Raw genomic sequence first — 19,638 nt, 5'->3', positions numbered from 1 at the left:
GATTTTGTGGGCTGATTGCGATTGCAAAATTGTGAAAAAGAAAAAGAGTCCTTTTATCGAACCCTTTTTTAAATATAAGAAAAGACTAGCTTATTTCCAAATTTTATCTATACTCAACTATTTCTATGCCATGGTTTTTAAAAATTTCAGATGCATGGTTTAGTTGTTCAACTGTTGGGGTTGTGAATTTGACAAATTTATCTTCTATACCTAAAGAAATATATTTCGCTTTACCAAGTTCATGGTATGGGAGCAATTCCACATCAGCTGTGGGTAAGTTTTTATTGATAAACTGTGCCGTTTGTTCAAGGTTTTTGTCGTCTAAATTAACCTCTGCAATTGTTGGTATGCGAATTGTCATTGGGACGCCGGTAGCATATATTTTTTTTGCATTTTCCAATATCAATTCATTGCCACAGCCAGTGAACTCTTTATGTTTTTTACTGTCCATATGCTTGATATCCATAAAAATATGGCTGAATTTCGGCAGTAAATCTTTCACTGATTCAAAATCAAAGTATCCGCAGGTTTCAACCCAGCTATCTATACCCAATTCTTCAAACCTATCCAATAAAACTCTCATAAATTTATGCTGCAAAAAAGGCTCTCCACCGGAAAAAGTAACGCCACCTCCTGTAAATCGAAAAAACAGAGCATCTCTTTCAATTTTTTTTAACAAGTCCTCTGAATTTTTTTCGACACAGGCGATATCCAGGGCCTTTTGGGGACAAACATCTACACATTTTCCACAGGTAATACATACATCGTTGGGACGTTCCATTTTGCAAGGAACTAAATTCATTGGACAAGCAAGGGAGCATTTCATACAATTAGTGCATTTATGTTTGTAATATACTAATTTTCTCTTAGGTGTCCAAGATTCGGGATTGGCGCACCATTGACAGCGCAGTTTGCAGCCTGCAAGAAATATGGTTGTCCTTACGCCATCACCGTCATGAATAGAATAGTCTTGCATTTGGATAACTACACCGGTATTTGAACATTCTCCCATAAAGATCTCCTATTTTTAGACGCCTGCCCCGAAGTGGGAGCAGGCGAATTATTTTTTTATTACATGTTTGTGTGTGCTGTTCTTGCAATGATTGCTTCTTGCATCTCTGGGGATAGATTTACAAATTGCGTGCTGTATCCTGCAACACGTACCAAAAGGTCTTTGTAATCTTCCGGACTTTTCTGGGCTTTACGAAGTACTTCTGTAGAAAGCGTGTTAAACTGAACATGGAAAGCGCCAAGTGAAAAATATGCACGGATGATATTTCCAAGATCTCTTTTGCCTTTTTGCGTTTTTACCATATCTTCGCTTAGGCGAAGATTAAGTAGTGTACCGCCTGTATGTACATCGTGATTCATTTTTGCGCTGGAACGCATTGCCGCAAGAGGGCTTGAGATATCACTTCCGGCATAAGGAGAAACACCTTCTGTAATTGGCTTTGTTGCTTCTCTTCCGCAAGGGGTTGCACCCACAACCTTACCTGTTGGGATATAATTGGAGATGCCCATGAAAGCAGAGTTAAATTTCGAACCAAAAATATCTTTATGGGCTCTGGTTTCTTCGTAGTAATAGTTGGCAATTTCTCTTGCAATAGCATCCACATAATCATCATCGTTGCCGTACTTTGGAACGCTTAAGGCTTTTGCTTTTAAATCTTCATAGCCTACCCAATTGGCATTTAAAGCATCGTTTAATTCAGACATAGTTATAATTTTATCTTGAAAAACGAGCTTTTTTATTACAGCAAGGGAGTTTGCGACTACAGCAAGGCCGATCCCTGTAAGAACAGGACCCACGTTATAATGAGCGCCACCCCGTGAAAGATCTTTTCCGTTTTTCATGCAATCTTCAACACAAGTGGAAAGGAAGGGGCGGGGAACAAGTTGTGTATGTAGTTTTTGAGCTACAACGGTAGCGACTACACTATGATAAATTAAATTTTTCATTTGTTCCAAAGTTGCGTTTTTTACTTCTTCGTAGGATTTATATTCAGAAACTGGCTTTGCATCCAGACCCATTTTTTCTCCGGTTAGCCTGCTTTTTCCTTCATTTAAGGCATATTCCAATGCAGCTGCAAAGTTAATATTTACCGCCGCTGTCCATTGCCCTGTTTTACGGAAATGGGGGACTACGCAACCGCAATTGCTCCAATCTCTGGCATCTTCTGGTTCATAGCCTGCCTGAAGAAGCATTTGTGCACCTGCTTGGTCATTGTGGATTGCGGGGAAGCCGGTGCCTTTGCTTACAAGATCAGTTACGGCGTCTAAGAATTTTTGCGGGCAATCAGAATGAATCCGTACACTTAAACCGGGTTGATGGGTTCTAACCTTATCCGTGGCTTCGAGGCAAATATAGGAAAGCGCATTGGTAGCATCAGAGCCATCTCTTTTTCTACCCCCAACTGTAAGGTTTTGGAACTGATTATAGCCTGCAAAATAACCTGTTGTGTTTGCGGAAATAGTCCATACCCATTCGGAAAATTTCAGCCAAAGAGCCTGTACCAGTTCTTCCCCATCTTCCTTAGTCATTGTACCTGCTTTGATATCTGCATCATAATAAGGGAACATATATTGATCGAATCTTCCGGGGTTAAGAGCCAATGGGTTTTCGGAAATAATTGCACCCAATTGAACAAACCAAACAAATTGAATTGCCTCGTGGAAAGATTTTGGCGGATTTGCAGGAACATTACGGCAAACCTTTGAAATCTTAAGGAGCTCATTGCTTCTTTCTTTATCTTTTTCTTCTTTTGCCATTCGTTCTGCTAAATCTGCATATCTTTCAGCAAAGCGCATGATGCCTTTGCTTGTTAAAATGGTTGATTTGTAGAAAATGATTTTCTCTAAATCATCAGGATTTGCATAGTCTAATTTTGCCAAGTTTTCTTCTGCTTCCTTTAAAATCCCTTGGAAGCCAGAAGGAAACAGAACGTCCTGATAGTCCGGAGTTGTTTCACCAACTGCTTGGCGCCACTTTGAGTCATTATCTACAATTCCGGTGTCAACGGCAATTTTCGCTGTTTCTTTTGGAAGAATGGAAAGAAAATGTTCTTCTAAGGATTGCCCTTTCCAATATGGAAAAATATTATTTCGCACATAATCTCTTTGAACATCTGTCATTTCATAAGGATCTTGGGGGCGTTTATCAAACATATCCATTTCCTTGTCCACCCATTTCCAGGAAAATTCAGGTGTTAAGATACCGCTTCTTCTAAATTTGCCGGCGGTACCAACAATTAACTCGTCTTCAAATATTTTAATTTCAAATTCATTACAAAAATCATAAAAGGCCTGTGCTCTGCGAATAGGGGTAGGCATACCTTCTGTACACATATGGGATTCGGTGAAAATTCGAGCTCTTTCAATGCACACAGACGGTTTTGAATTTACGTAATTTTGTCTTAACCGTTCAATTCGTGGTGTTGTATTCATAGTGACCCTCCTAATTTGAAATGAAATAAACGAGAACAACAATAGAAATATTATTTAAAACTTTGCGTTATAACGAATATTTTAAAATATATATGTATGCTATAACGCTCAAAATCTATTTTTAATATGACACAGATTTACAGAAATGTCAATATAAATACTTGCAATATCTATAATTATTTTTAAAAAACTTAGTGATTTTTATGAGAAATACATAAAAAATATTTTATCGCATAATGTAGAAAGTTGCGAAAAATGAAAAGAAATGCTGCTATAAGATTTAAAAACTAAGGGGTGAGTAAATTATTTTTATAATTTAATGGTGACTTAACAAAAAAAGAGCAAAGAACATTTATATTGTTCTCTGCCACTTTCAACATTTTTCATTTATATCTGATTATATTATGGAATATAGTTTCATCATTGGAAGGGTTAGCATAGATATGGTTCACATCTCCATGAAAGGACATGGCATCGCCTTCTTTTAATAAATATACATTTTCGTTTATTGTCATTTCCAACTGTCCTTTAATTACAACAATGTATTCGTTTAATACGTTTGTATGTGGAAAAGACACATGCCGACAATGGGGGTTCATGTGTATTTGCAAAAAGTCCAAACCTGAAATAGGATCAAAGGGGAAAATATTGTAGAGGAGCATTTCTCCATTTTCCTCTTTAATTGGATAGATATCACCAATACTTAATATGTTATTTTCATCTGATGGCTGAGAAATAAAATTGGAAAAAGTAACTTTATATCCGGTTGATATTTTCCAAAGGGTTGATATGGTAGGGACAGATTCTCCTCTTTCGATCTGTCCAAGCATAGCCTTAGAAACACCCGTAAGTCTGGCTGCGGTATCAAGGCTGATTCTCATTTCTGTTCGTATTCTTTTCATTTCTTTTCCGATATCCGGCGGTATACTATACATTTCAATCTCCTCTGCCTTACGAAGTATGGTTATAAAATGCTATTTCAAATGCTTTTATTATAGCAAAAAGAAAAATTTATGGCAACTTTTTTACTTTTTTTGCATTGTTAAAAAGGGTTATATAAGTTAACTTAAATTTGATAGGATTTTGCAATGAAATATTCTTGAATTTTGTTATTTTAAAGGAAGGGAGGTTCGTTTGATGTACGATGCTTTCATAGCGGAAGTGCTCTTGTTGCCTATGCCGGCCTTGATGCCCCACCAAATAAATCTGGTATATACGATGGAACAAAACGACATATTTCTAAGCGTGGCTCGTCTCAGTTGAGAAAATTATGCTTTGAGGCAATGATGGCATTGAAATTGAAGCCACCAAAGAAAGATACCGCTGTATTTGATTTTATGCTAAAGAAAGAAGCCCAAGGAAAACCTAAAATGGTTGCAAAAGTGGCAGCCATGAATAAGTTCCTTAGAATTTACTATGCCAGAGTCTTAGAGTCTTACGCTGCCTAATCGCATCAAAACAATCTAGCTGGGCTTTCTAATTTAGCCTAGTTAATTTGCCACGCCCTTTTTTAAAGAGCAAAGAAGAATTTTTTAGTTGACAACATATTAGCTGTTATGGTAATTACAGGTATCGTTGTAATCGGAGGAGTTAAGAGGCTCGGTAGCTTTACTGAAAAACTAGTTCCTTTTATGGCAACAATATACATCGTAGCATCAATTGCATTCCAAGAGGTGGCAGGTGCCTTTGGTGGGTACATTGTTTCATTTAGCCTTATATTATTTGTATTCTCTACCCTTTGTGTATTGATTTGGTATGGTGAAAATTTACAAATGTAGAAGAAAAGTGAGTATTTAAGGGAGAGGATGCTTTTGTACATTAGAACGTAAAAAAAAGAAGATATCAAGGCCGTAAGAGAGATTTTAATACAGGGGGAGCCTTTTGTGGCATCATATAATAATTATATTTATTGGATGCTTGGAAAGTATTTTCCGTCCACTTGTCTTGTAGCAGAGGAGAATGGTCAAGTTTTGGGATACATCGGAGCACTCCTGTCCGCAGAAAAACGAAAAATATTTATTTGGCAAATTGCTGTAAAATCAGAGGAAAGAGGCAGACAGATTGGGAGAAAGCTTTTGCAGAGTGTTTTGCTAACAGCCGGGGATATGGGGATTATGCAGCTGGAGATTGCAATTAATGATAAAAACAGCTCTTGTAGGCACATGGTTGAAAAATTGGTGCAAGATTTGCAAGGGACAATCACAGAAAAAGAAAGGTATCAGGATGAAGGCTTTTGTGAAACCGTATACAGCATTCTTATAGATTGTATAAGAAGTAAGAATTTCAATAAATAATTTGACAATAGACCAAGTATCCCTTTGTTTTTTAAATATGTTGAAAATTCAGTTAGTTATTTCATTAAGGTATCCCCATTTTGTTTACCGTGCTACTGTGTTTTACTATAACGGAATATTATGGTAAAATATCCTTATATATAGTTGAATTTGAGGTTAAAAGAAAGGAACGAGAGATGAAAAGAGAATTAGGTTTTCGATTTGCAGACGAAAAAGATGGCGCAAAGATTTTATACTTTATAAAAGAGCTTGCGACATACGAAAAGATGTTAGGTGAAGTGATTGCCACGGAAGAATTGATTCAGGAATGGATATTCGAAAAGAAAAAAGCAGAAGTGATTTTTGCCATGGAAGAGGGAAAAGAAGTTGGTTTTGCGCTGTTTTTTCATAACTTCTCTACGTTCCTAGGCCGTGCAGGAATATATTTAGAGGATTTATATGTTTTGCCGGAATATAGGGGGAAAAATTATGGAAAGGCATTGTTGAAGGAACTTGCGAAAATAGCGGTTGCCCGTGGGTGTGGCAGGTTAGAGTGGTGGTGTCTTGATTGGAATAAGCCCAGCATAGATTTCTATCTATCCCTTGGTGCCGAACCTATGAGTGATTGGACGGTTTATCGCATTGCTGGGAACACCCTTAAAGATCTGGCTGAATAATATGGGAATATCCATAATGTACATTTGCTCAGGATGAAAATTTACGACTAATTTTGAAAAGGCGGAATAATTTTTTAAAAAAAATTTCCGTCCTTTTTTATTTTGTTTTTTGAAAAAATCAGATATTCCTATTGAGATGACCAAATACTTTTTATTTTAAGCTTAAAAGCGTAGAAGAAAATTAATATTTGAATGGGATAAAATTCGTTATTCAATCCATTTTTTGGGCGAAAATGGTCGAATTTTGTTGACATTTCAGGTATTATTTTATAAGTTAGTATTATAAATTAACCATTTTATTGATGCTTGAATCACTTTATATAATGGAATAGTAATGTTAGTGCACTTTTAGATTATTATACTGGGAGGAAACAATATGATAAAAAAAGAATGACAGCCCTGTTTCTAGCTATGGTATTTTCTGTATCCATGTTTTCTTTACCAATGTATGCTTTGAGCATGTCAAGATTCATTACGCTGACATCACATATGAACCTGGTGAATTGACAGAGTTTTATTCGCTGACCGATTCAATTTGTAGGAAGAGATAAAAAAATTTCTGACAAAGAGATAAGTTTTGAAACGGAGGAAAAATTTTGATGAAGAAAAGAATTGTATCCCTGTTGCTGGCGATGGTATTTACGATATCAACGTTTTCTTCAACGGTTTTTGCTGCAGAACATGCCGATATTAACTATTCTGAAATTGAATATGAGCATGTGGATCCAGCAGAATTTTATAAAGTTACCGATTTGGTTATTACGCAAGCGGCGGACAAGAATAATTACAGTTCCGTTGAAAGTTTGATCAGCAAACTTGTTGATTTTTGGTATCGTGTTAATACCCAATATACTTTGGCAGTAATATTGCAATCTAAGGATGCTTCAGATGCAACATATAATGAGGAGTATTTATACTCTTTTAATCTTGACACGGAAATTTTACATTCTTTAGCTGACACTTTAGAAATCATTTTGGAATCTCCGTGTGCAGGTACTGTTTATGATGTGTTAGATGAAAGCGAGTTAACATACATATTACAACAAGTAGATGCTGGTGCGGATGATGTTGAGCTGAGTTCTTTAATGTCTGCGGAAAAAGAGTTTATAAACCAATATTATAAAACTGCAAATAAGGAGTATACGGCAGTTGTAAATGGGGAAGCAATGACTTTAGATGGAATTAAGAATGCAAAGCTTCCGGAAGACATATATAAAGATGCTATTAGAGAAATCCATAAAAATAAAAATTCTGCCCTAGGCGAAGTTTATATAAATCTTGTTAAAACACGAGCAAAGATTGCAAGGCTTTGTGGATATGAAAGCTATACAGACTATTGTTATGAGAATACTTATTTTAGAGATTTTACTTCGGAAGATGTGACAGCGTTGTCGACTTTAGTTAAGGAGTATATCGCTCCAATAAATAAAAAGTTAAACGAGATAATTACCAATATAGATTTTAGTAGTTTGAATGAGTTAGACTATTCTCCTGAAACACTGATTTCCCGAGAAAAGGGAGTTATTGAAAAAGAATTTCCTGAATTACTTGAAAGTTTTAACTATATGTATGATCACGGTTTTTATGATATTGGAGCAGATGATAATAAGGCGGATACCGGGTTTACATCTTTATTACTGGATTATAATGTTCCATTTATGTTCAATAAACCTTACGGAGATTTTAATGATGTATGGATATTGGTTCATGAAACAGGGCATTATAATAGATTTTTTATCTCCAGAGATATTTTGCCGATGTTGGAATTGTCAGAAATAGATTCCCAAGGATTGGAACTTTTGTTTTATGATTTTTATGATGACATGATTGGCGATGACAAATGTACTGATTTGCTTAAGATAAAATTACTTAAAAGTTGGATTAGAAGCATTATTGATGGATGTATGCATGATGAATTTCAGCAGATTATATATCATCATCCTGATATGACGTTATCCCAAATGAATCAATTATACTACAATCTTTGTTTAGAGTACGGTTATACGCCGACAAGTGGATATTCTGACGCAGAATTAGGTGAGTCATATGCTTGGACAGAAACGATTCATAATTTCACAGATCCGCTATACTATATAAGCTATGCCGTATCTATGATTCCGGCATGGGAGCTTTGGATGCAAGCACAAACAGACTTTGAAGAAGCAAAAGAAAGATATTTGCAGTTAGTCAACAGAGAGCAGGCCGATACATATATGCAGACTCTTTCAGACTTAGGCTTTGGAAACACATTTGATGAGGCAACGATAAAGGAGCTCGCCCATTCGTTAGGTGAAGTTGTTGATGGGATTGAGCTTAAGAAAGTAGAGAAGCCTGTTTTTAGTGATATAGCCAATCACTGGGCTAGAGATTCTATTGAGGCTTTGGCCGATGAAGGAATTGCAAGGGGTACAGGAGATAAAAAGTTTGAGCCAGATAAAAGCGCTACATTAGGAATGTATGTATTGATGTTGGGAAAAGCCGTTGATGCAGAGGTAGTTGGATTAAAGTTGGAAAATTCGGTGGAGGATTTAACCACAAATTACAGTTTATACATAGTATGGGCAGATGCAAATAATCTATTGACCGAAAGTGGTGATGCAAGTCCAAGTTCTACCATAACACGGGAGGAACTTGCAGTAATGCTGTATAAATATGTTGAGCAAACAGGCAGGGATATTACAGTTACAGAGTCCGAAAAATTTGCGGATAGTAATCAGATAGATGTTTGGGCCAAAGATGCAGTTTCTTTCGTAGAGGAATCAAAATTAATGTATGGTAATGAAAATAATTGTTTTAACCCTCAGCAGATTGCCACTCGTGCAGAAGTTTCTTCTGTTATTTATAGACTGGATAAGCTTTTATGTTGAGGTAGGCAGGGATAGGGTTATTCCTGAACCACTTTTTTCAAGAAAATACTAGTAAAAATGCACTTGTTTATAACAGGTGCTTTTTTAGTGTACAGAAAGATAAAAAATGTAAATGTCATTAATGCCAAGAACGGATATAGTTATAAATAACAAAAGACTTCGTGGCTTTGTCAAAACTTTTTTAATATAGGGGATAAAGGAATTTTTTATTTTACAAAAAAATATGGAATTTATTGGAATAATATGATACATTTGTTAATGGGTTTATCTTTGATAGGAGGTTTTGTAATGGGTTCAATATATCCAATTTTGTACTTAATTCCAACCTTGATTATTTATGGGTTAGGAATTCTACTTGCTATATTGGGAATCAAATGTATGTTAAAATACCTAAAAGATGATAAAAACAATTAAGGGAAATTATTTTTTGTTTTTGAGGAGGTACATATAGGAATGAAAAAAACAAAGGCCAAGACTTTTTTTATGGTTTTAATTATATTTCTAGGAGTTATTATCTATCTGGCCACACCCATCCGGTCTGTGCTTGCAAAGATGACTGCAAGCCATTATATTCACACCCATTATCCACAATATGAATTTACTTCCATTGAGCTTGTGGGTATCGGATATCATTCCTATCATGATTTTGAATGGATATCACGCTATATGGTTCAAGGAATAAATGGATCGCAAATTGTATATGTGGAGATGAATGGTTGGCTTCCTATGATCGTGCAAGAGAGTCAAGCATTTCAACTGGAAGATGGGGATTATTTTCCGGTGGGCAAGTGATAACTATCTCAAATAAGCATCATGCTAGGTTTTTGAGGAAATAGATTAAAGAGATTGTAGTGTTATTCTTTAAGGAAACTGGCTTGCAGAATCAATAAAAAAGTTATGCAAAACATTACCCATTGTGATCACGGTAGAATCTTTTTAGAACCAGAAAATTATAAAATATTTTGCATATGAAGGAGTGGCATTATGAAAGAGGATAAGGGTTTTGAAATAAATAACAATATAGACAATGAGTTTTTAGAAGAAGGAGAGAATTATGCAAAAAAGAAAACCTATAAATGGGCAGCCATTGTTGCTTGGTTTGCTCTGACAATAATAATTGTTACTTTGAATAATTCCAACCGTAATATAACCAATCTTAAGTTATCTATGTTGACACTTGAATCACCTGCAATAGTGTATGGATTTGAGGGATATATGGCATATAGCATTGATGATTTAACAAACGCAAATCCTTGGAACGAGACTATGGATATTACACATTTGCCAGTAATAAAGAATACTTTAAGCTATAATGGTAGTTTTAACTGATGTGTCTGTAGGGGACGCTTATCCAGCAAACAGCAGAATAGAAAATGTAAAGAACGGGGTAATTCGTATTGTTTCCGTCTTTTTTATTTAAAGCGAAATAATGCAAACCTTAATTCCCGGGGAGGAACTCACCGTTCTTGAATTATTTTATTTTTTAGGGACTGCGATACCGTTAAAAAAATTATTGTAATCACACTTGAATATTTGGGTAAGTAAAACCAAGTCGCTTATTTTAATATTCAACTCTCCTGTTTCGTATCTGGAATAAATAGAACGAGTGGTACTAGAACCCATAAGCTGCAGTTTTGATACAACCTGTTCTTGGGTAAAGCTGCTTTTATTACGTAACTTTTTTAAATTACTACCGATAGTAATATCTTGTCTTAGTTTATCCATATAGCACTCCATTTGCTCAATATTGTTTGCAATTTGCTTTATTATATGCTAAAATAGCAAATATGTTGCTCAATATATTGAGCAACATATTTGTGAAATAAATGTGGGGGTGCAAAATGGTTAACAGAAAGATGTATCGAAAAATAGCAAAAGAAGAGGGGCTAACTATTGCTGAAGTAAAACGCGAAATGCAGTTGGTCCTTGAAAATGCCTATAATAATTCAAATAATGGGGTTATCAAAGCGTATCAAAACCAAGTGCCTCGAAGAGATGAAGTACCTACTCCTGATGAGTTTATAAGATTTGTAGTAGGTAAAGTGAAATAATCTAAAGCACGGGAAAGATTTTCGCCTACTATACGAGTGTGCTGATTGCAGACAAAAAGCCGATTGGATTGTGGGCATTAATGCCACAAGGCTTCATTTAGACGAGACAGATCGCCGATTCATTCTTGTGAAAATTGACAGGATAGGCGGAAGAAATCGGAATCTATCCTCAGAAGTTTCTGGGTGGTTATTGCGGTTATATTCATATGGATGATTAGTTAAGGTATGAAAAGTACCCTGTATTACCAGAAAAAGTGGTATACCCTAAGATACACCACTAGAAACTTGTGGGAAGTTTGAAAATGACACTTAACGAACGAAGAAATATTACAAACAGTGCAATAAATCTAAAAATTCAAATTAGGATTCTTCATCTTCCTTTCGTGGAATGTTAGCAGAATCAGATTTAAATACAATGTTTTTTAGTTGAGATAGGTATCTGTATACACTGGCAGAAGAACAGTGTAAGTTGTCAGCAACATTTTGAACCGACCCTTTTAAAAGAAAAACCCCTTTTTTTTCAAGTGAAGATATAATAGATATTCGTTCATCAGCTGTAAGTCTTTCTACGCTGACGTTGAGGACAGCAAGTTCGGTTGAAACCGCTTCAGAAATTACAGAATCTTTAGAATCCGGAAACCTTTCAGAGGATACACTTTTGATGTTGCTGGAAAATGTTACATGTTGTCCTCCGTATTGAAAACTGGTTCCAATAAAAGTATCCGGGTGACATATTCGCATAAGTTCCTCACTGATGATTTGATATCTGCTGTCATCAAAATTGATACATAGAAGGCCAATCAACTTTCCCTCATGTTTGATAAACATAGTTGAAGAACGAAGAGCCTTACCATTTTCAGCAATCCCTTTGTAGTTAGAGCAAAAGTCAGTTGTCTCATAAACGTTATCCTTAATCATTTGCAAAGCCATATTTGTAAGGGGAGCACCTATATCTCGCCCACTTATATTGCTGTTTGCGATTGCTATTATGGATTGGTTCCTATTTGTCAAGTCATGTAAAGCCACTTCGTAATCAGGTCCTAAAGCATTTCCTAAAAATTCAGTTAGTTTAATATATGGAGCTAATAATGAATTTGCCATATAAGTACCTCCAATCAAAAATTTGCAGTTTAACGATATTCTTGTTCTCCAAATACACCACAGTAAGTATGGTGTGCTCCTTCTTTCTGTTTGCCTAGTTTTCCTTTTATGATAATAAAAAGAAAATCTGGAATATTTTTTTATCGTGAAAATATATTGTTATAAAAATAATATATTATTAAAGAGATAAATTATTTCCAAAGAAATAAATTATTTCTAGAGATATAATTATTTTCATAGGAAGGAGGGGGAGAATGAATGAAATTGTAAATACAGATAAGGCACCAGCTGCAATTGGCCCTTATTCACAGGGAATTATTACTGGAAATCTGATTATTACATCAGGGCAGTTGCCGCTCAATCCGGCAACCGGAATATTTTCGGAAGGAATTGAAAAGCAAACAAAGCAATCACTTGAGAACGTTAAGGCTATTCTTGAAAAAGCCGGCTCTTCAATGGAGGATGTAATTAAGACTACAGTATTCCTTAGCGACATGAACAACTTTGCTGCTATGAACGAAGTATATGCTACTTTCTTTAAAGAGGGCAGCTATCCTTCAAGATCTGCAGTGGAGGTGGCAAGATTACCGAAGGATGCATTAGTTGAAATTGAAGTTATTGCAGAAAAATAAGAGCGTGCAAAACAAACATAACCAACCACAAAAGATACTGTCCGCCAGTCACTCTAAAGCGATGACCGGGGTATCCTCTATCATGAAGGCGTAAGACGCCATATTAGGAGGAAAAATAAATGAAAGAGTATCCATTAAACGTAGCAACACCTAGTTCATTCTCATATGTGAAAAGAAACATCCCACAGGTAACGGTTGAGCAGAGAGAGAGAGCTCTCGCAGCAACACATTATAATGAATTTGCATTTCCAGCTGGCATGCTTACAGTTGATATGCTTTCTGATTCAGGCACAACAGCTATGACGGATGTGCAGTGGTCAGCCATGTTCCTTGGTGATGAAGCTTATGGACGTAATAAAGGTTACTATGTACTTCTTGATACCTTAAGAGATGTATTTGAACGTGGTGATGATCAGAAAAAGATTATTGATCTTGTTCGTACAGATTGTCAAGATATAAATAAGATGATGGATGAGATGTATCTTTGTGAATATGAAGGTGGTCTTTTCAATGGTGGTGCAGCTCAGATGGAGAGACCAAATACATTTATTATTCAGCAGGGACGTGCAGCAGAGTCGGTTCTTATGGAGATCGTTAAGAAGATTCTGAACACTCGTCATCCTGGAAAAGTATTTACGATTCCTTCAAACGGACATTTTGATACAACCGAAGGTAATATTAAACAAATGGGTTCAGTTCCTCGTAACCTTTACAACAAAGAACTACTCTTTGAAGTACCTGAAGGGGGATCATACGCAAAAAATCCTTTTAAAGGTAACATGGATACTGATAAGTTAGAGAAACTTATTATAGCAGTAGGCCCTGAGAACGTTCCCCTCGTTTTCACATGTATTACGAACAACCCTGTGTGTGGGCAGCCTGTTTCTATGGCTAACCTTCGTGTGGTTAGTGCGATCGCTCATAAGTATGGTATTCCTTACATACTTGATGCAGCTCGTTGGGCAGAAAATGCATATTTTATCAAAATGAACGAAGAAGGTTATGCAGATAAATCCATCCCTGTGATTGCAAAAGAAATGTTTTCTTACTGCGATGGCTTCTGTGCGTCTCTTAAAAAGGATGGGCATGCTAACATGGGTGGCATCCTTGCTTTCTGTGATAGGGGACTCTTCTGGAAAAATTTCTCGGAATTTCACGAAGATGGAACAGTTAAGACTGATGTGGGTGTGCTTCTGAAAGTGAAACAGATTTCTTGCTACGGTAATGATTCTTACGGTGGTATGTCGGGAAGAGATATTATGGCACTTGCAGTTGGTCTTTATGAGTGCTGCAATGTAAATTACCTCAAGGAGAGGGTGGAACAGTGCGAATATCTTGCACAGGGCTTATACAAGGCTGGAGTTAAGGGGGTTGTGCTTCCTGCTGGCGGCCATGGTGTATATATCAATATGGACGAATTCTTCCATGGTAAACGTGGACACGAATCATTTGCGGGAGAGGGCTTCTCACTTGAATTGATCAGAAGATACGGAATCAGAGTTTCTGAGCTTGGTGATTACTCCATGGAGTATGATCTTAAGACGCCGGAGCAGCAGGCCGAGGTTTGCAACGTAGTTCGTTTTGCTATCAACCGCAGTCAGCTTAGCCAGGAACATCTGGATTATGTTATAGCAGCTGTTAAGGCTCTTTATGAAGACAGAGAGAATATTCCTAATATGAGGATTACCTTAGGGCATAAGCTTCCCATGCGTCACTTCCACGCATTCCTTGAGCCATATCCAAATAAATAAGAAAAGTTGTTTATTATCAAGAGCTTTTCATATATAGTATAGATAATGCGCAAAATTATCGGGCAACTATGATGGTGTCCGCAAAGAATATGTATATATTTTTTTGTTGGGCACCATCACTTTATTTTTAGGAGGCAAATATGAGTGAAACAACACAACGTGATGGATTTAAAAGTAAATGGGGATTTGTCTTAGCGTGTATTGGTTCAGCAGTAGGTATGGGTAATATATGGCGTTTTCCATATATGGTTTCAGCATGGGGAGGCATGACATTCCTGCTTCCGTACTTCTTATTTGTAATTTTGATTGCTTCTACCGGCGTTATCGAAGAGATGGCACTTGGACGTGCAGCGGGTGCAGGCCCAATAGGAGCATTTGGAAAATGCACTCAGCTTCATAACGGCAATAAAAAATTAGGTGAATCAATCGGTGCAATCCCGGTTCTGGGTTCACTGGCACTAGCAATCGGTTACACAGTCGTAGTTGGTTGGATCTTTAAATATACTTTTCTTGCTTTTAGTGGTAAGCTTGCTGCTATGGGGCAGGATATGGATCAGATCGGTGGCATGTTTGGAAATACCGCAATATCATGGGGCAATAACTTATGGATTATGATTGCAATAGTAGTCAGCCTTACCATCATGGCTCTTGGTGTTGCCGGGGGCATAGAAAAAGCAAACAAAATTATGATGCCTACATTGTTTACACTTTTTGTAGGACTTGGAATCTATATCTTCACACTTCATGGATCACATGAGGGATATAAATATATCTTTACCCTTAATCCAGCCGGTCTGGCTGATCCAAAGGTTTGGATTTTCGCTTTTGGTCAGGCGTTCTTCTCCCTTTCTATTGCAGGTAACGGAACGGTTATTTATGGTTCTTACCTAAGCAAATCTGAAAATGTTATAACTGCAGCACGTAATGTAGCTATATTTGATACTATCGCAGCTCTTCTTGCCGCTTTAGTTATTATTCCTGCCATGGCAGTAGGTGGTGCAGAACTCTCATCAGGTGGTCCTGGACTTATGTTCATCTACCTTATTAATGTATTCAACGGTATGCCTGGGGGAACGATTGTAGGAATCATTTTCTACGTCTGTGTACTCTTCGCAGGTATAAGCTCACTCATTAACTTATATGAAGCACCTGTTGCTACGCTTCAAGAGAGGTTTGGTATGAAGAGACTTCAGGCAGTTGGAGCAATCGCAGTTGTAGGATGTGGGGTTGCACTGTGCATACAGGGTATCGTATCGGGTTGGATGGATGCAGTTTCTATTTATGTATGTCCACTTGGTGCTATGCTGGCAGGCATCATGTTCTTCTATGTTGCAGGTGACAAGTTTGCACTTGATTCAGTTAACGAAGGAGCAAATAAACTTATCGGTTCTTGGTTTATGTCTCTTGGTAAGTTTCTTTTTGTCCCACTTGCATTTATCGCACTTGTTACAGGTGCTATGTTCGGTGGTATTGGTTAACTTTAATATCTTACATTGAAAAAGTGAATCAACCGCAATTTTAAATAAAAGCTCGACACTTCAGTTGTTGTGTCGAGCTTTTAATCGTCAAGATTGTTTTCTTTAAGAAAAGTGGTGTCCCTCGCTCAACAATAGGCAATGTTATTAACCACTCCTATGACTCAGTAAAACTTCGAGTAATTCATGAAATGTGTTTGGGTTTAGAAAAATGAAGAAAAATATATTTTAAATGAAACAAATGCATATTACGGTGCAAACGAAAATTCAGGAGTAATAAAATTATTATCAAAAGGTACGGCTATAGAAGTAATTGGAGAAAGTAATGGTTGGTATTATATTAAATTATTAAGTGAAGCATCAGTAAATTATCCTGAAATGTGGGTAAAAAAAAACTTTGTTGGAGTTCTTTCAACTTCAGGTACTGTAATTAATATGGAGGTAAGAGTGAAAAAAGGAACTGTGGGTATTCTTGAAAATAATGAAGGACAATCGTCTTATATACTTGATAGTACAAGGATTGCAAAAATTCAGAATGAAAATGATACAAATTTTTATGTTACATTTCCTGGGGCTTTTGGTGTATACATCGAAAAAGAAGATGTGGAGTTTATTGGCCAATAAAGAAAAGTCTGTGTGAAATTTTCTATAAATAGTTTTTTATGAGATATTAAATGATTTAGATAAAATTATATAACGTCTTTTTTGCCTAAAAAATAGTAACAAGATTAATTTTAAAGTATTAGAAAATGATCAATACTTATCGAGCGGGAGTAATTTTCCTGCTCGATTTACATATTAACTCTTTTATTTGGAGACTTAGAAGAAATATTTTTTAGGTTTATAAATTCACTATAAATTTAACTGAAAATGGGCATGAGAAGTTAAAATTTGTTTTTAGATGGCTTTTTGTCACCAACATTAGTTTCGTTTTTACATTATAATCATTATTCTCTTAAATCTTAAAGCCATTGACTGTTACTATCGGCAACTATTTACAAAAAATGTAAACAATGGTATTATTTTATTACTAAAAATATCATGCTATAATCAATATGAAAGAGGTTTATGATGAAGAAAATAACGGTTAAAATCTTGGGATTAGTAGTAGTATCAACTCTAATGGTTCTCATGGCCCACATAAGGCCTATATTGAAATCGGTGATGAAAACAAAAATTTAACAGATGGAAAACAGAAATGGGTTGATATTTCATATTGAGAAATGAAGAAAAATATATTTTAAATGAAACAAAGCATACTATGGTGCAAACGAAAATTCAGGAGTAATAAAATTATTATCAGAAGGTATGGCTATAGAAGTAATTGGGGAAAGCGGCGGGTGGTATTATATTAAATTATTAAGTAATGCAGCAGATACTTTCTGGAAATGTGGATAAAAAAAGACTTTGTTGAAGTTCTTTCAACTTTAGGTACTGTAATTAATATGGAGGTAAGAATAAAAAAAGGAACTGTGGGTATTCTTGAAAATAATGAAGGACAATCGTCATATATATTTGATAGTACAATGATTGGAAAAATTCAGAATGAAAATGATACAAATTATTATGTTACATTTCCTGGGGCTTTTGGCTTATACATTGAAAAAGAAGATGTGGAGTTTATTGGTCAATAAAGAACAGCCGTGCAAAATTTTCTGTAAATAGTTTTTATGAGATCTTATATGATTTAGATAAAAATCATATAAGATCTTTTTAATTTAGGTAGGAAAAAGAAAGTGGGTAGCCGTCAAATAATGCCTACCTATTAAAGCAGATTCTTTTCTTATAATGAATAAAAAAGGAGGTGCATTATTCCAAAAAGCCTGGCATCTCCAAGTGTAATGGCATATATCAAGAATCAAAAATCAAAAGTTATAAATTGTATGGTTTAAAGGCTATCTTCATACAGATGGCTGGGGCAGATATTATCAGCAAACGGGCATAAGGGGTTACTTTGTGCGGATGCTGGGCACATGCAAAGCGTAAGTTTTTTCATGAGGCTCTTAAAGTGTGTATGAACAAATAAATCAACAATACTGAAGCTATTTGGGCGAATTGGATCCGCCTGATTACTTTTCTAAATCAAGAGATAGGATTTAGATAGAATGCGATTTAGAACAAAAAAGTTATATATAAATTTTTTACAAATTTCTTAAAATATTGAAAAAATGTAAAAAAATTAAAATTGAGATTGCATAATAAGATGGTTAATCTCTCTTTCTTCTAAAAAACGGTAAGCATTTTAGAAAAAGAGGAATGGACTATGTATGAAAATCTCAATCAATATGAACTTCTAAAAGAGTTTAAGAATACTACTGGGCCTATAAAGGAACAAGCTTTTGAAGAATTTTTTGTAAGATTTACGCCATTGTTAGAAAAGTTTGCATGGAAATTAGGAGAGAAAGATATAAAGTATTTTTTAGCAGAAGCGTTATACATCGCACTTTTAAAAATACCCTACGAATGTGCTAACTTTAAAGAGGATAAGTATATAGTTAATTATATCTATAAGTCAATTAAGTCCGAATATATAAAGCTTAGTAAGTACAATAGGAAGCATGATTCAAAAGACGAATTTGATGACAGTGTAAAATCTAAATATCAATCAAATGAGATAGAATATAACTTATTATTAATTGCTATTGAGGCAATATTAAATAAAGAGGAGTTTGAGCTTTTTAAATTACGCTTTTTAATAACTATTCAGAAATAGAGATTGCTCATAAATACAATATTTCAAGGCAGGCAATAAATAAAAAAATCAATAAAATACGAAAATTGTTAGTTGATAAATTTATGGGAAAAAGGATTTGATTAACTATATCTAAGGCTTTTGATTTATTTACAAATTAAGGTTTACAAAAAAATTTTAGTGAAATGAAAATAAACGACATGTAAAAGGATGTACATAACATAGTTTAATGAATTAAAACATTAAGAGAGAATGCAGATATGGAATTAAATGTACTGGTAATTTTAATGTGTTTTTTAAAGTATTTCTTATAACAGAGTGGTAAAGAAAATTGATTATCAATTTCTTGCCACTTTGTTTTTGTTTACAAGGGATTATGAACTCAGATAGCACTGCATCATTGTTCTCATTTTTGTTTTTATGTGTTGTCTTTTTTATAGTGCCAATAAAAACTTTGAACGATATTCAATCCTTTAAAATACAGTCAACGCAAATTAAAAAATATATTTTTTTATATTTAAGTTGACAAATCCCTTTCTTTTTTATCTTTAACATATGTATTAGCTAATGCAAAACTAAAAAATCAAGGGAAATCATAGGAGGAAATAAAATGTCTTATTTAAGATTAAGTAATGAAACAACAAATTCATGTGATTATAAGGTTAAATTAAGTAG

Annotated in this window: 19 protein-coding genes and 2 pseudogenes; 16 read left to right on the top strand and 5 right to left on the bottom strand. The window is 35.2% G+C overall.

The genetic code is table 11. The annotated features are described in order from the left end of the window. Positions 1 to 103: 103 nt before the first annotated feature. The 3 genes from P9Q65_RS06825 to P9Q65_RS06815 form a co-directional block, all read right to left on the bottom strand. On the bottom strand, positions 104 to 1,012 hold the full coding sequence (locus P9Q65_RS06825; RefSeq protein ID WP_304508621.1) for a glycyl-radical enzyme activating protein: 909 nt from the start codon (positions 1,010 to 1,012) through the stop codon (positions 104 to 106). A 59-nt stretch (positions 1,013 to 1,071) separates the two neighbouring features. Then, positions 1,072 to 3,444, bottom strand: coding sequence for a glycyl radical protein (locus P9Q65_RS06820; protein ID WP_304508620.1), 2,373 nt, complete (start codon positions 3,442 to 3,444; stop codon positions 1,072 to 1,074). Positions 3,445 to 3,827: 383 nt separating this feature from the next. Continuing rightward, positions 3,828 to 4,379 (bottom strand): helix-turn-helix domain-containing protein, encoded by a 552-nt coding sequence (locus P9Q65_RS06815; RefSeq protein WP_304508619.1) that lies wholly within the window; start codon positions 4,377 to 4,379, stop codon positions 3,828 to 3,830. 201 nt (positions 4,380 to 4,580) lie between these two features. On the opposite strand from P9Q65_RS06815, the pseudogene P9Q65_RS06810 reads away from it, so the two are divergent. From P9Q65_RS06810 to P9Q65_RS06780, 7 genes and pseudogenes are all read left to right on the top strand, one after another. Further along, a pseudogene (locus P9Q65_RS06810) lies at positions 4,581 to 4,892 on the top strand (transposase); the annotation flags it as partial. A 108-nt stretch (positions 4,893 to 5,000) separates the two neighbouring features. Next, complete coding sequence (locus P9Q65_RS13415) at positions 5,001 to 5,222, top strand: alanine:cation symporter family protein (protein WP_304508618.1); 222 nt, start codon at positions 5,001 to 5,003, stop codon at positions 5,220 to 5,222. A gap of 105 nt (positions 5,223 to 5,327) precedes the next feature. Further along, positions 5,328 to 5,738: a GNAT family N-acetyltransferase gene (locus P9Q65_RS06800; protein WP_304508617.1), complete on the top strand. Its 411-nt coding sequence runs from the start codon at positions 5,328 to 5,330 to the stop codon at positions 5,736 to 5,738. A gap of 176 nt (positions 5,739 to 5,914) precedes the next feature. Continuing rightward, positions 5,915 to 6,394: a GNAT family N-acetyltransferase gene (locus P9Q65_RS06795; protein WP_304508616.1), complete on the top strand. Its 480-nt coding sequence runs from the start codon at positions 5,915 to 5,917 to the stop codon at positions 6,392 to 6,394. Between the two features lie 599 nt (positions 6,395 to 6,993). Next, entirely contained in the window at positions 6,994 to 9,261 is a 2,268-nt protein-coding gene (locus P9Q65_RS06790; RefSeq protein WP_304508658.1) for an S-layer homology domain-containing protein, read from the top strand. Between the two features lie 453 nt (positions 9,262 to 9,714). After that, complete coding sequence (locus tag P9Q65_RS06785) at positions 9,715 to 10,053, top strand: hypothetical protein (protein ID WP_304508615.1); 339 nt, start codon at positions 9,715 to 9,717, stop codon at positions 10,051 to 10,053. Between the two features lie 192 nt (positions 10,054 to 10,245). After that, on the top strand, positions 10,246 to 10,590 hold the full coding sequence (locus tag P9Q65_RS06780; RefSeq protein ID WP_304508614.1) for a hypothetical protein: 345 nt from the start codon (positions 10,246 to 10,248) through the stop codon (positions 10,588 to 10,590). A gap of 147 nt (positions 10,591 to 10,737) precedes the next feature. On the opposite strand, the gene P9Q65_RS06775 is transcribed toward P9Q65_RS06780, so the two are convergent. Further along, positions 10,738 to 10,986: a helix-turn-helix domain-containing protein gene (locus tag P9Q65_RS06775; RefSeq protein WP_304508613.1), complete on the bottom strand. Its 249-nt coding sequence runs from the start codon at positions 10,984 to 10,986 to the stop codon at positions 10,738 to 10,740. A 116-nt stretch (positions 10,987 to 11,102) separates the two neighbouring features. Here P9Q65_RS06775 and P9Q65_RS06770 point away from each other — a divergent pair, with 116 nt between their 5' ends. Further along, entirely contained in the window at positions 11,103 to 11,312 is a 210-nt protein-coding gene (locus P9Q65_RS06770) for a sporulation initiation factor Spo0A C-terminal domain-containing protein (RefSeq protein ID WP_304508612.1), read from the top strand. Positions 11,313 to 11,672: 360 nt separating this feature from the next. On the opposite strand, the gene P9Q65_RS06765 is transcribed toward P9Q65_RS06770, so the two are convergent. Beyond that, on the bottom strand, positions 11,673 to 12,413 hold the full coding sequence (locus P9Q65_RS06765) for a helix-turn-helix transcriptional regulator (RefSeq protein WP_304508611.1): 741 nt from the start codon (positions 12,411 to 12,413) through the stop codon (positions 11,673 to 11,675). 254 nt (positions 12,414 to 12,667) lie between these two features. Here P9Q65_RS06765 and P9Q65_RS06760 point away from each other — a divergent pair, with 254 nt between their 5' ends. From P9Q65_RS06760 to P9Q65_RS13405, 8 genes and pseudogenes are all read left to right on the top strand, one after another. Further along, the gene (locus tag P9Q65_RS06760; RefSeq protein ID WP_304508610.1) at positions 12,668 to 13,045 is read left to right on the top strand and encodes a RidA family protein; all 378 of its coding nucleotides are present in this window, start codon (positions 12,668 to 12,670) and stop codon (positions 13,043 to 13,045) included. 119 nt (positions 13,046 to 13,164) lie between these two features. After that, the gene (locus P9Q65_RS06755) at positions 13,165 to 14,796 is read left to right on the top strand and encodes a tryptophanase (RefSeq protein ID WP_304508609.1); all 1,632 of its coding nucleotides are present in this window, start codon (positions 13,165 to 13,167) and stop codon (positions 14,794 to 14,796) included. A 140-nt stretch (positions 14,797 to 14,936) separates the two neighbouring features. Continuing rightward, entirely contained in the window at positions 14,937 to 16,274 is a 1,338-nt protein-coding gene (locus tag P9Q65_RS06750; protein WP_304508608.1) for a sodium-dependent transporter, read from the top strand. 444 nt (positions 16,275 to 16,718) lie between these two features. Then, entirely contained in the window at positions 16,719 to 16,895 is a 177-nt protein-coding gene (locus P9Q65_RS06745; RefSeq protein WP_304508607.1) for a hypothetical protein, read from the top strand. Between the two features lie 764 nt (positions 16,896 to 17,659). Further along, entirely contained in the window at positions 17,660 to 17,905 is a 246-nt protein-coding gene (locus P9Q65_RS06740) for a hypothetical protein (protein WP_304508606.1), read from the top strand. 253 nt (positions 17,906 to 18,158) lie between these two features. Further along, positions 18,159 to 18,279 (top strand): annotated as a pseudogene (locus tag P9Q65_RS13410) (IS66 family transposase); the annotation flags it as partial. Between the two features lie 255 nt (positions 18,280 to 18,534). Further along, on the top strand, positions 18,535 to 18,984 hold the full coding sequence (locus P9Q65_RS06735) for a hypothetical protein (protein WP_304508605.1): 450 nt from the start codon (positions 18,535 to 18,537) through the stop codon (positions 18,982 to 18,984). Further along, entirely contained in the window at positions 18,954 to 19,085 is a 132-nt protein-coding gene (locus P9Q65_RS13405) for a hypothetical protein (RefSeq protein ID WP_442870839.1), read from the top strand. The genes P9Q65_RS06735 and P9Q65_RS13405 overlap by 31 nt, the downstream gene beginning before the upstream one ends. Positions 19,086 to 19,638: the final 553 nt, after the last annotated feature.

It is taken from the genome of Anaerotignum sp., assembly GCF_030625865.1.
Lineage (GTDB): Bacteria > Bacillota > Clostridia > Lachnospirales > Anaerotignaceae > Chakrabartyella.
This window is presented reverse-complemented; position numbering and strand designations above follow the sequence as displayed.